The sequence below is a fragment of the Nocardia sp. NBC_01009 genome (assembly GCF_045208035.1).
In the GTDB taxonomy this organism is placed as follows: Bacteria; Actinomycetota; Actinomycetes; order Mycobacteriales; family Mycobacteriaceae; genus Nocardia.
Genome location: NZ_CP108695.1, coordinates 1493410 through 1505986, shown reverse-complemented (window position 1 = coordinate 1505986; position 12577 = coordinate 1493410). Strand labels below are relative to the sequence as shown.

The 12577-nt window shown below is 64.6% G+C and carries 12 protein-coding genes; 5 read left to right on the top strand and 7 right to left on the bottom strand.

Going from position 1 to position 12577, the window contains the following annotated elements; all coding sequences use genetic code 11:
- Positions 1-109 precede the first annotated feature (109 nt).
- Entirely contained in the window at positions 110-1753 is a 1644-nt protein-coding gene (locus OHA42_RS06490; protein ID WP_406235390.1) for a cytochrome bc complex cytochrome b subunit, read from the top strand.
- 96 nt (positions 1754-1849) lie between these two features.
- On the opposite strand, the gene OHA42_RS06485 is transcribed toward OHA42_RS06490, so the two are convergent.
- Positions 1850-2059, bottom strand: coding sequence for a DUF397 domain-containing protein (locus OHA42_RS06485; protein ID WP_328408169.1), 210 nt, complete (start codon positions 2057-2059; stop codon positions 1850-1852).
- 416 nt (positions 2060-2475) lie between these two features.
- Between OHA42_RS06485 and OHA42_RS06480 the strand changes: the two genes are divergently transcribed.
- Genes OHA42_RS06480 through OHA42_RS06470 form a run of 3 tightly spaced genes read left to right on the top strand, consistent with a single transcriptional unit; the run spans position 2476 to position 4723 of the window.
- Complete coding sequence (locus tag OHA42_RS06480; protein ID WP_406235388.1) at positions 2476-2973, top strand: DUF309 domain-containing protein; 498 nt, start codon at positions 2476-2478, stop codon at positions 2971-2973.
- A 14-nt stretch (positions 2974-2987) separates the two neighbouring features.
- Positions 2988-3926, top strand: a complete 939-nt coding sequence (gluQRS, locus tag OHA42_RS06475) for a tRNA glutamyl-Q(34) synthetase GluQRS (RefSeq protein WP_406235387.1) — start codon at positions 2988-2990, stop codon at positions 3924-3926.
- 44 nt (positions 3927-3970) lie between these two features.
- Positions 3971-4723, top strand: coding sequence for an RDD family protein (locus OHA42_RS06470; protein WP_406235385.1), 753 nt, complete (start codon positions 3971-3973; stop codon positions 4721-4723).
- An 82-nt stretch (positions 4724-4805) separates the two neighbouring features.
- Here the strand turns inward: OHA42_RS06470 and OHA42_RS06465 are convergent, their stop codons facing one another.
- The gene (locus OHA42_RS06465; RefSeq protein WP_328408161.1) at positions 4806-5360 is read right to left on the bottom strand and encodes a DUF4190 domain-containing protein; all 555 of its coding nucleotides are present in this window, start codon (positions 5358-5360) and stop codon (positions 4806-4808) included.
- A gap of 73 nt (positions 5361-5433) precedes the next feature.
- Between OHA42_RS06465 and OHA42_RS06460 the strand changes: the two genes are divergently transcribed.
- Positions 5434-6216: a queuosine precursor transporter gene (locus tag OHA42_RS06460; RefSeq protein WP_406235384.1), complete on the top strand. Its 783-nt coding sequence runs from the start codon at positions 5434-5436 to the stop codon at positions 6214-6216.
- A gap of 46 nt (positions 6217-6262) precedes the next feature.
- On the opposite strand, the gene tgt is transcribed toward OHA42_RS06460, so the two are convergent.
- The 5 genes from tgt to OHA42_RS06435 all read right to left on the bottom strand — a co-directional run bounded on the left by tgt (position 6263) and on the right by OHA42_RS06435 (position 12526).
- Complete coding sequence (tgt, locus tag OHA42_RS06455; RefSeq protein WP_406235382.1) at positions 6263-7510, bottom strand: tRNA guanosine(34) transglycosylase Tgt; 1248 nt, start codon at positions 7508-7510, stop codon at positions 6263-6265.
- 121 nt (positions 7511-7631) lie between these two features.
- Positions 7632-9545: an ABC transporter ATP-binding protein gene (locus OHA42_RS06450; protein WP_406235381.1), complete on the bottom strand. Its 1914-nt coding sequence runs from the start codon at positions 9543-9545 to the stop codon at positions 7632-7634.
- On the bottom strand, positions 9542-11275 hold the full coding sequence (locus OHA42_RS06445; RefSeq protein ID WP_406235380.1) for an ABC transporter ATP-binding protein: 1734 nt from the start codon (positions 11273-11275) through the stop codon (positions 9542-9544). Before OHA42_RS06445 ends, OHA42_RS06450 begins: the two co-directional genes overlap by 4 nt.
- A gap of 81 nt (positions 11276-11356) precedes the next feature.
- Positions 11357-11893, bottom strand: coding sequence for an RrF2 family transcriptional regulator (locus OHA42_RS06440; protein WP_406235378.1), 537 nt, complete (start codon positions 11891-11893; stop codon positions 11357-11359).
- Between the two features lie 39 nt (positions 11894-11932).
- Positions 11933-12526: a TetR/AcrR family transcriptional regulator gene (locus OHA42_RS06435; RefSeq protein WP_406235377.1), complete on the bottom strand. Its 594-nt coding sequence runs from the start codon at positions 12524-12526 to the stop codon at positions 11933-11935.
- Positions 12527-12577 lie beyond the last annotated feature (51 nt).

Genomic DNA, 12577 nt, shown 5'->3' with positions numbered 1-12577 from the left:
TCTTGTTCCGCAGCGGCGTTCGGTGAAAGCTATCGATTCTGACCAGCTCCTCTGCTACCGTCTGTAGTAGAACAAAATCCCACTCACCCAAAGGGGCGGGGTGTCGATCATGGCTGGTCAGATAAGTCGCAAGCTCAGCGCGCAAACCGATGCCGCGGACGAGCGATACCGGGCTGCGGCATTCGTCAAACGGTCGATCAACAAGGTCTTTCCGACCCACTGGTCGTTCCTGCTCGGCGAGATCGCCCTCTACAGCTTCATCATCCTGCTGCTCTCGGGCGTCTACCTGACCCTGTTCTTCGATCCATCGATGACCGAGGTCGTCTACAACGGCGCATACCAGCCGCTACGCGGCGTGACCATGTCGCGGGCCTACGAGACCGCGTTGAACATCTCCTTCGAGGTGCGCGGCGGCCTGTTCGTCCGCCAGGTCCACCACTGGGCCGCGCTGCTGTTCGCGGCGTCGATCATCGTGCATCTTTTCCGCATCTTCTTCACCGGTGCGTTCCGCAAGCCGCGCGAGGCCAACTGGGTCATCGGCTCGCTGCTGCTCATCCTGGCGATGTTCGAGGGATACTTCGGCTACTCACTGCCCGACGATCTCCTGTCCGGCACCGGCCTGCGCGCGGCGTTCTCCTCGATCACGCTGGGCATACCGATCATCGGCACCTGGATGCACTGGCTGATGTTCGGCGGCGACTATCCGGGCAACATCATCATCCCGCGCCTGTTCATCGCACACGTGCTGCTGTTCCCCGGCATCATGCTCGCGCTGATCGCCGCGCATATCGCGCTGGTCTGGTACCAGAAGCACACCCAGTTCCCCGGGCCGAGTCGCACCGAGCGCAACGTGGTCGGCACCCGCATTGTGCCCGTCTTCTCGCTGGACCAAGGCGCCTTCTTCGCCTTCACCCTCGGCATCGTGGCGATCATGGGCGGCCTATTGCAGATCAATCCGATCTGGAATATGGGCCCCTACAACCCTTCTCAAGTCTCCGCGGGTTCACAGCCGGACTTCTACATGATGTGGACCGACGGCATGATGCGCCTGATACCGCCGTGGGAGCTGTATCTCGGCCGCTACACGGTGCCGGCGCCGGTCTGGGGCGCGCTGATCATGGGACTGGTGTTCACGCTGCTCATCACCTACCCGTGGATCGAGAAGCGGCTGACCCGAGACACGGTCTCCCACAACCTCTTGCAGCGACCGCGAGATGTACCGGTGCGCACCGCAATCGGCGCCATGGTGATCGCCTTCTACGTGGTGCTGACCCTCTCGTGCGTCAATGACATCCTCGCCTACAAGTTCGACATCTCTCTCAACGCGACCACCTGGATCGGCCGGATCGGCATCCTGATCGCGCCTCCGATCGCGTACTTCGTCGCGTACCGGATCTGCCTCGGCCTGCAGCGCAGCGACCGGGCCGTGCTGGAACACGGCGTGGAAACCGGCGTGATCAAGCGGCTGCCGCACGGCGAGTACATCGAAATCCATCAGCCGCTCGGCCCGGTGGACGACCACGGCCATCCGATTCCCTTGGAATATCAAGGTGCGCCGGTACCAAAGAAAATGAGCAAGCTCGGCGCGGCAGGCAAACCGGGCACCGGCGCCTTCCTACGCGCCGACCCCCGGCCGGAGTCCGAGCGCAATCTGGCGGTCGAGCACGAGGAAGAGCGCAAGCAGCTCGCCGTGCTGCGGCGGTATCAGGACCAGGTCAACGGCCACGAGGGCAACGGCCACCGGTCGCACTGAGTTGGCGCCGCGCGTGCACATCAGCCCTGAACAGCGCGAAGGCCCCAAGTCCTTTTCGACTCGGGGCCCGTGCTGGCCGGTTCGACGCGACTTCGGTTAAGCGCGACCGAACTCCCCTGCTGCTACTCCCGTTAGGAATGCGTCCCACGCACCCGGCGCGAATGCCAGCGCCGGACCACGTCCGTTGTTCTTGGTGTCGCGAACCGCTACGTTGCCGTCGACGAGAAATGCGACTTCCACGCAGTTTCCGTCGGGACCACTGTGTGTGCTCTTGCGCCACACAGCGCCCGTAAAGTCAACCTCCACGGCACTAGCTCCTTTGCTGCGTCGAGAACGAGAATTCTTCTGACATCGCTCTAACTAGCACCGGCACTCGGCAGGAACGCCGAATCCCGTGGTGCGCCTAGTGGTAGCGCGCCGCTTTCACGGTGCGTCGTGATCGCACTGCGCTCGAGGTGGAATACACCCCCGGGGTTGCCCCCGCGGGCTAAAGACTAGCAGGTTCATCGATAATTTGCCGATCTCTTGCCGGTTCAATCATCGCATTTGCCAATCTTGCGAAGATGAAATGTTGCGGAGACATTGCCAGTCGGTGACTTTCATTCGGACAACAGGTACATCGCTAACTTTTGCACCGATGTGATTACTCCGTGATCCGTCAATTAATCGCCAAGGGCGCCCTTCCCTCGACAGCTTCGCAACAGGCCGTGGATCATGGGGGCATGGTCGAACGCCCCCGCGACGAGGCAGGTCGTGCCCGCAATCCTCGCCCACGCGACAGGTTCGGGCGCCCGCTACCCCCTGGCAGCCCCGGTATACCGCGAATTCCGGATGACCTGAATCTGCCTCCTCAGCAAACTCTTTCGTACGCTCAGCAACTGCTGGATGAAGGCCTGGCATTCAACGCACACGAGGTATTGGAGGCCGCATGGAAGAACGGACCGTTCGCCGAGCGGATGCTGTGGCAGGGTCTCGCGCAATACGCGGTCGGTCTGACGCACATCCAGCGCGGTAATCCCAAGGGCGCGCGTACGCTGCTCGCCCGCGCCGTGACCCGGCTCAGCGCCTACCAACCGGACGATAGCGGCGAAGCGGATACCGGCGCACTCTATGGAATCGACCGGGCGGGCTTGATCGCGCACGCCGAGGCCCTGCTCGTCGAACTGGATTCCGAAACGCCGATCCCCGCCGACCGGCTCAAGCCACAGCTGCTGGGCTGACCACGCCGCCTACGATGACAAATGTGCGCTTTCCAGATGCAGTGACAGGCGCGGGCCGGTACGCACCGAGCCCGTCGGGCGATCTGCACCTCGGAAACCTGCGCACCGCACTGCTGGCCTGGCTGTTCGCCCGCGCATCGGGCAGGCGCTTTTTGATGCGCGTAGAAGATCTGGATCGGGTGCGCCCCGGCGCACAGGCGCGGCAGCTGGCCGATCTGGCCGCGATCGGTCTCGATTGGGACGGACCGGTGATCAGGCAATCCGAACGGCTGCCCCGCTACCAGGCAGCCATCGATCGGCTGACCGAGTCCGGGCTCGTGTACGAATGCTATTGCACCAGAAGGGAAATACAGCAGGCCGCGACCGCACCGCACGGGCCGATGGGCGCATATCCCGGTACCTGCCGCACGCTGAGCAAGGCCGAACGTGCCGAACACCATGCCAACGGCAGACCCGCCGCGCTGCGACTGCGCGCCGCGGTGACGGAGTTCGAGATCGTCGATGAACTACACGGGCGCTACCGCGGCCAGGTGGACGACGTCGTGCTGCGCCGCGGCGACGGCACGCCCGCCTACAACCTCGCCGTCGTGGTCGACGACGCGGCGCAAGGCGTGGATCAGGTGGTGCGCGGCGACGATCTGCTGTCGTCCACTCCGCGACAGGCGTATCTCACAACGCTGCTCGAGCTGCCCGTTCCCCAGTACGCGCATGTGCCGCTGGTGTTGAACAAGGACGGAATTCGGCTGGCCAAACGCGACGGCGCGGTGACACTCGCCGATCAACTCGCACTGGGCAACACGCCCGAGCAGGTCGCCGCGGCGCTGGCCTGTTCGCTCGGATATCCGCCGTTGTCGCCGGTCGAGGTCCTCGCCGGTTTCACACCCGCCAATCTGCCCAACGAACCGTGGATACTCGACGAGAATGGGTTGTTGCAACGCAGCCGATGTCCGTAACGTACGCACTCGACCGATCTACTGATCACTGACGAGGACTGAATATGACAAGCGGTGGGTACGACCCCAATAAGCATCCGCAAGGCGGGCAGCAGTATCCGCAAGGTGGCCAGCCGGATCCGTACGGGCAGCAGCCGCCGCAGTACGGCCAGCAGCCCCAGTACGGGCAGCAGCCGCCCCAGGATCCCTATGGCCAGCAGCAGCCACCCCAGTACGGGCAGCAGCCGCCGCAGTACGGCCAGCAGCCCCAGTACGGGCAGCAGCAGCCGCCGCCGCAGTACGGCCAGCAGCCCCAGTACGGCCAGGACCCCTACGGTCAGCCCTATCCGCAGCAGCAGCCGCAGTACAGCGGGCAGCAAGGCGGTTACGGCGGACAGCCCGGTGACATCGGGACCAGGATCGGTGCCCGTGTCATCGACCACCTGATCGTCGGAATCCCGGTCTCCATCATCATTCTGCTGATCTTCGGCTTCAGCAACACCGGCCAGTTCATCAACGGCGCAGTGGTTTCGCTGGCACTGCTCGGCTACTTCGTCGGCATGGAGACCACCCAGGGCACCACCCTCGGTAAGAAGATGCTCGGACTCAAGGTCCTCGCGCCCGGTGGTGCGGCGAAGATCGATCCCGAGACCTCGCTCAAGCGCAACATCTACGTCGCGGCGTCGATCATCCCGTGCGTCGGTGGCCTGATCTCGCTCGGCCTGATCATCTACATGATCATCTCCACCTCGCAGGACCCGAACAAGCAGGGCTGGCACGACAAGTTCGCCGGCGGCACCCAGGTCGTCAAGAGCTGACACCGCCTCGCACGACCACGACATACGTCAGGGGCGCACCCGATAACGGGTGCGCCCCTGACGTTTTCGGAGAGTTCGACGTTCAGGCGCTGCCTGCGATGATCACGAAAACGAACCACAGCACCGACAGCACGATGGCGCCGAGACCGACCCAGATGCCCGCGAGCGCCATGCCACGGCCTTCCTGACCGGACTGCTTGATCTGATTCAACGCGATGGCGCCGAGGATGATCCCGACGATCGACCCGATGCCACAGGTGACGAACCCGGCCAGGGACGAGATCAGCGCGCCGATGGCCAGACCGCTCGTGCCTTGCGGCTGGGGATAGCCGTAGGGCTGGTAGCCGTAGTTGGGCGGCTGCGGATACGGCTGCGCGACCGGCGGCGGTGTCTGGTAACTCGGGTACTGCGGCTGCGGCGGCGGTGTCAGCTGCGGCGCGGGCTGCTGCGGGTACTGCGGAGCCGACTGCTGCGGGTATTGCGGAGCGGACTGCTGCGGGTACTGCGGAGCCGACGGATATCCGGACGGTTCAGCGGTCGGATATTGCGGTACCGAGCTCGGTGCGCCAGCTTCCGGCGACACGCCTTCGCCGCCGTATTGCTTCCACCACTCGTCGGAATCGCCGGGATTCGTCATTGCTACAGCCTAATGGGTACAGCCGCACGCAGTCCGGCCGAAGTCGGCAGCCCCTCGTGCACAACCTGGTTGGATGAAGCGCGTGAGTGAGTCGAACAAAACCGAAGAACACGAAGAGTCTGGGCGCCCCGCGCCGGACCATGCGGCATTCGCCCAGGTCGCGCGGGGTTACTACGCACCCATCGTGGCGTTGTTCACCGCAACGCTGATCATTTCCAACATCTGCGCAACAAAAGGCGTCCAGTTCTTCACCGATCACTCGGTGCAGCTCGGGCCCGTGGAGATACTGCCGATCTCCACCGACGGCGCCTTCTTCCTCTTCCCACTGGCCTATATCCTCGGCGATGTGCTCAGCGAGGTGTACGGCTTCCGCGCCACCCGCCGGGCCATCTACTACGGTTTCGGCGCCCTGCTGCTGACCGTTCTGTGCTTCAGCATCGCCATCCGGCTGCCCGCCGCGGTGTTCTACGAGAACCAGGAGGCGTTCCGCACCGTCATCGGCACCACGCCGCAGCTGGTGGCCGCGGGCCTCGCCGGATATTTCGTCGGCCAGCTGCTCAACTCGGCGACGCTGGTCTTGATCAAGGAACGCACCAGGGAGAAGCACCTGTGGGCCAGGTTGATCGGCTCCACCATCGTCGGCGAGCTGGCCGACACCTTGATCTTCTGCTCGATCGCGGCCACCGCGATCGGCATCGACAGCTGGCGTCAGTTCGTGAATTACGTCATTGTCGGATTCGTGTGGAAGACGCTGTGCGAGGTGCTCGTGATGCCGATCACCTATCGGGCGATCGCGGTCCTCAAGAAGCACGAACCGAGCTATGCGCCACGGGAATCCGACCCGCTGCACGTCTGATTCGCGCCCCCGTCGCCCCAGCGTCGGCGCCGGTCGGCGACGGGGCTCACGGGGTCGCGATGCGGCCCTTCCAGACACCGAGGGTCGCTGCCTTGTAGTCGTCGAAGTAACCGCCCTCGATGCTGTCCCTGATGCGGTCGACCAATCGAATCGTGTAGCGCTCGTTGTGGATTGTGCACAGCGTCGAGGCGAGCATCTCCTTCGCCTTGAACAGGTGATGGATGTAGGCGCGCGTGTAATGGGCGCAGGTATAGCAGTCGCAGGTGTCGTCGATCGGCGTGAAATCGCGACGGAACCTGGCGGTATTGATATTGAATCGCCCCTCGGCGACGTAGATGGCGGCATTGCGGGCGACCCGGGAAGGGTTCACGCAGTCGAAGGTGTCGGCACCGTTTTCCACAGCGGTGAAGATGTCCTCCGGCTCGCTGATGCCCAGCATGTGACGCGGCTTGTCCTCGGGCAGTTCGTCGCAGCACCAGCCGACGATGGCCCCGAGGTTGTGCTTCTCCAGCGCACCACCGATGCCGTAACCGTCGAAACCCGTTCCGGCGCTGCCCCGAATCGATTCCAGCTCGCGGCAGGCCTTGCGGCGCAGATCTTCGTACTGTGCGCCCTGGATCACCGCGAACAACGCCTGATACGGGCGATGGGTGCGCGCCGCGGTCAGCCGCTCGTGCTCCTCGATGCAGCGCTGCGCCCACTCGTGCGTGCGCTGCAGCGACTTCTCTTGGTAGCCACGAGTATTGAGCAGGGTGGTCAGCTCGTCGAAGGCGAACATGATGTCCGCGCCGAGCTGATGTTGGATGCCCATCGACACCTCGGGCGTGAACCGATGCTTGGCACCGTCCAGATGCGAACGGAAGGTGACGCCGTCGTCGTCGACGGTCGCCAGCCGCTCCTTGCCCTTGGCGATGACGTCGTCGCTGCGCACGTCGACCGCCTCCATCGCGAGCACCTTCTTGAACCCGACCCCCAGCGACATCACCTGGAATCCGCCGCTGTCGGTGAACGTGGGGCCCGGCCAGTTCATGAACGTGCTGAGCCCGCCCGCCTCGTCGACGATGTCCGAACCGGGCTGCAGGTACAGGTGGTAGGCGTTGGCGAGCAGCGCCTGCGCGCCGAGCTCCTTCATGGTCTCGGGTAGCACCGCCTTCACCGTCGCCTTGGTGCCGACCGGGATGAACGCGGGCGTCGCGATCGAGCCGTGCGGTGTGCTGATCACGCCCGACCGACCGTGCCGCCCGTCATCGAGGCGGTTGGTGACGGTGAAGGAGAAGGATTCGGGTGTGGACACGCTGCCATCCTCTCAGGCGTCGTCGAGTGACCGTCGCCGCACGTCGGCCGGACGATAACCGCCGGTCCGCGAGGACTACCGGCGAGGCACCCCACGTCCGGCACATGACGCGCAGCGGCGGTCACGCATCGGCGGCGGCCGCTGCGAACTGGGCGTTGTAGAGGCGGTAGTAGGCGCCGCGCTCTTCGAGCAGGCGCTCGTGGGTGCCGTGTTCGACGATGCGGCCCGCCTCCATGACGACGATCAGGTCGGCATCGCGAATGGTGGACAAGCGGTGCGCGATGACGAAGCTGGTGCGATCGCGGCGCAGCGCGGCGGTTGCGTGCTGCACGAGCGACTCGGTGCGGGTGTCCACCGAGCTGGTCGCCTCGTCGAGCACCAGGATGGACGGCTTCGCCAGGAAGGCGCGAGCAATGGTGATGAGCTGCTTCTCGCCCGCACTCACCCCCGAACCCTCCTCGTCGATCACCGTGTCGTAGCCGTGCGGCAGCGCGTGCACGAAGCGGTCGACGTAGGCGGCGCGGGCGGCGGCGAGAATATCCTCCTCGCTCGCATTCGGATTGCCGTAGGCGATGTTCTCCCGAATGGTGCCCTTGAACAGCCAGGTGTCCTGCAGCACCATGCCGATGCGGGAACGCAGGTGGTCGCGGGTGATCTGGGTGATGTCGACGTCGTCGATCGTGATGGTGCCGGCGTCCAGTTCGTAGAACCGCATCAATAGGTTCACCAGCGTGGTCTTACCTGCGCCGGTCGGGCCGACGATGGCAACCACGTGTCCCGGCTCGGCGACCAGCGACAGCCGTTCGATGATCGGGGTCTCCGGTTCGTAGCGGAACGAGACGGCCTCGAATTCCACTCGGCCGCGATCGACCGGGCGGGCGTTGTCCATCACCGGGTCCGGCGATTGCTCGTCGGCGTCGAGGATCTCGAAGATCCGTTCGGCCGAGGCCACGCCGGACTGCAACAGGTTGGCCATCGCGCCGATCTGGGTCAGCGGCTGGCTGAACTGCCGGGAGTACTGGATGAACGCCTGCACCTCACCGAGCGAGATGTTGCCCGTCGCCACCCGAAGACCGCCGACCAACGCCACCAGCACGAAGTTCACGTTCCCGAGAAACATGATGGCAGGCATGATCAGTCCGGAGATGAACTGCGCCTTGAAGCTCGCGTCGAAGAGGTCGTCGTTGCGCTTGTCGAACTCGGCGCCGACCTCGCGGCTGCGACCGAACGCCGTGACGATCTCGTGGCCGGTGAAGGCCTCCTCGACCTGGGCGTTCACCATGCCGGTGTACTTCCACTGGTTCACGAAGTGCGGCTTGGATCGTTTGGCGATCTGCGCGGTGACGACGATGGCCGCCGGGACGGTGAGCAACGCGATCACCGCGAGCAGCGGCGAGATCCAGAACATCATGATCAGGATGCCGAGCACCGAGAACACCGAGGTCAGCAGCTGACTCATGGTCTGCTGCAGGCTCGTCGAGACATTGTCGACGTCATTGGTGACCCGGCTGAGCACATCGCCGCGCGGCGCAGAATCGAAGTAGCTCAAGGGAAGTCGATGCAGCTTGTCCTCGACATCGCTGCGCAGCCGCTTCACCGTGCGATTGATGACGATGTTGAGCAGGAAGCCCTGCAACCAGCCGAACACCGCCGCGCCGATGTAGAGCAGCAGTACCAGGATCAGCACCTTGCCGACGGCGTCGAAGTCGACGCCGACACCGGGGATGACGTCCATCGCGCCGAGCATGTCGGCAAAGGTGTTGTCACCCTTGGCCCGCAGTGACTCGACCGCCTGGTCCTTGCTGATGCCCTCGGGCAGCTGCTTGCCGACCACACCGTCGAAGACCAGGTTGGTCGCCTTGCCCATGATGTACGGACCGAGCGTATTGAGCACCACCGCGGTGATGACGAGCAGCACGATCACCACGACGTACACCCGTTCCGGGGCAAGCCGGGCGAGCAGCCGCTGCAACGACGGCTTGAAGGACTTCGCCTTGGCATCCGGCGCACCGGGATTCGGCATTCCTGGCCTCATCGCACCTCCTCCGCGCTGAGCTGCGACGCGACGATTTCCTGATATTCCGGACAGTCACGCATCAACTGTCCGTGGGTGCCGATCCCGGCCATTGCACCGTCCTCGAGCACTACGATCTGGTCGGCGTCGCGGATCGTGGAAATCCGTTGCGCCACAATGATTACCGATGCGTCCCTGGTCTCCGGCCGGAGCGCTTCGCGCAGCCTGGCGTCGGTGGCGACATCCAGCGCGGAGAACGAATCGTCGAACAGGTAGATCCGCGGCTTCTTCATCAGCGCTCTGGCGATGGCAAGACGCTGCCGTTGACCACCCGAGACGGTGGTGCCGCCCTGGGCGACCGGCGCCTCCAGCCCCAAGGGCATATCCCGCACGAAGTCGTCGGCCTGCGCGATTTCCAGGGCCCGCCACAGGTCCTCGTCGGTGGCGTCCGGATTGCCGTAACGGAGATTGCTGGCGATCGTCCCGGAAAACAGGTACGCCTTTTGCGGTACCAGGCCGATCTGCTGACGCAGCAGTTCGAGGTCGATGTGACGGACATCGGTCGCACCGACGTAGACCGCGCCGTCGGTCACGTCGATCAGTCGGGGAATCAGATTGAGCAGCGTCGTCTTGCCCGCACCGGTGGATCCGACGATCGCGGTGGTTGTGCCGGGTGCCACCGTGAATTTGATGGCGCGCAGCACCGGCTTCTCGGCGCCGGGAAAGGCGAACTCGGCGAACGCGATGTCGATCGATCCGGGATCGCCCTTGAACTGCTGCGGCAGTCGCGGCGGCAATACCGAGGATTCGGTCTCCAGCACCGCACCGATCCGGTCGGCCGAGACCGCGGCGCGCGGGGCCATCATGGCGAGGAACGAGGCCATCATGACGGCCATCAGGATCTGCATGATGTAGGACAGCATCGCGGTGAGCGAGCCGATCTGCATGGTTCCCGCGTCGATCGCGTGGCCGCCGAACCAGATCACCGCGACGGCGGTGACATTGCTGATCAGCATCACCAGCGGGAACATCAGCGCCGCCAGCCTGCCGACATGCAGCGCGGTGTCGGTCAGCTCGGTGTTGGCGACACCGAAGCGCCAGGTCTCCTGCCGCTCCCTGACGAACGCGCGCACCACGCGGATACCGGTGATCTGCTCGCGCAGCACCCGGTTCACCTCGTCGATCTTGGTCTGCATGGCGCGGAAGCCGGGCACCATCCGCGCGACGATGAAGCCCATCGAGATGGCGAGTGCGGGCACCGCGATGAGCAGCAGCCAGGACAGGCCGAGGTCCTCGCGCAAAGCCATCACCACGCCGCCGACGCACATGATCGGCGCCATCACCAGGATGGTCGCGGACATCACGATGAGCAGCTGAACCTGCTGCACATCGTTGGTGGTGCGGGTGATCAGCGACGGCGCACCGAACATCCCGACCTCGCGGGCGGAGAAGGTGCCGACCCGGTGCAGCACGGCGCCACGCAGATCCCGCCCCGCGGCCATCGCGGCCTGCGCGCCGAGATAGACCGAAAACGCGGACGCGACGATCTGCACACAGCTCACCGCGAGCATCCATAGCCCGGTGGTCCAGATGTAGCCGATATCACCTTTGGTGACACCACTGTCGATCAGATCGGCGTTCAGACTGGGCAGGTACAACATCGCGATGACGGAGATCAGTTGCAGGACAACGACCCCCGTCAATTGCGCCCGGTAGGGGTATAGAAATGTACGCAGCAATCTGATCAACATGATGCTTGGCAGGCTACCTGCAAACAGGGAGGCAGGTCGCGATGAATATCGACGTGCGGGAATGCACCGCCGCCGTGCGCTTTACCTGCGCGCCCACGCGCCGGGGTCCTCGGTCAGTGCCTCGACGAATCCGGGCAGCTCGTCCTGCGCGATGTCCTCGATGGAGACATTTTCCAGCACCGCGCGAATATTCACCCGCAGCGCGATCCACACCCGTTGCAACGGTTCGGCCGCGCCCGGATAGTTCACATCTTCCGGGCGCTCACCGCGCACCGAAGCGAGCGGTCCCTCGATGGCCCTGATCACGTCGGCGATGGAGATCTCGGCGGCCGGGCGGGCCAGCCAGTAGCCGCCGTCGGGGCCGCGCCTGCTGATCACCAGATCGGCCCTGCGCAGCTCGGCGAGAACCGTTTCCAGCACCTTCGGTGGAATGCGCTGCGCGGTCGCGATGACATCGGCCTTGACCACAGCGGCGGCCGTGATCACCGGGCCTGCCTGCGCGAGCCGGGTGGCCTCGAGGGCCGGGACGGCCGCCGGCTGGGCCTGGCTCACCCGCGGTGCGCGGGCGATCTCGAGCAAGGTCCGCACCGCGTAATCGACCTTCGCGGTGATGTGCACAGCACCAACTCCCTGAACTCTCCGATGACCTGGTCGAATCTACGCGGCACCGCGAGCGGTCAATACACAGGTTGCCGCGTCCAGCAGTGTCGATTCCAGCAGGGAGTCGGCGGCGCCCGGCACGAACTCCTTGGATAGCAGCGCCACCCCGAGCACTTCCAGCGCCGCGCAGGCGCGCAGCATCGCCTCGTCGTCCGCGTCCGGCCCGGCCAGCCAGGAGCGCAGACGTTGATTCGAGTCCATCATGTCGGGGTACCGGTCGGCCATCGCGTTGATGATCGCCACGGTGTCGCGCACGCACAGCGCCCCGGCGTCGCGGTTGCGAATCATGCCGCGCAGATAGGTGCGCAGCACGGCGCGCACACCCTCCGCATTGTGCGGCACCGCGTCGATGTCTTCGACGACCGCGCGCATGTGATCGATGATCGGATCGATGATCGCGAGAAGCAGATCGAGTTTCGAAGCATAGTGATAGTAGAGGGATGCCTTTGTGATTCCTACCGCATCTGCGACCTCGCGCAGGCTCGTCTGCTCGAATCCTTTGGCTCCGAACAGCCGCACCGCAGCGTCGCGAATCGCAATTTTAGTCCCTCCACCTGCGGTAACGGTGTCGGATGCGGCACGGACTGCCATGGGATGATCCTCTCATCACTCGTGCGCTGAGCTAACGTTGCCACCAAAATT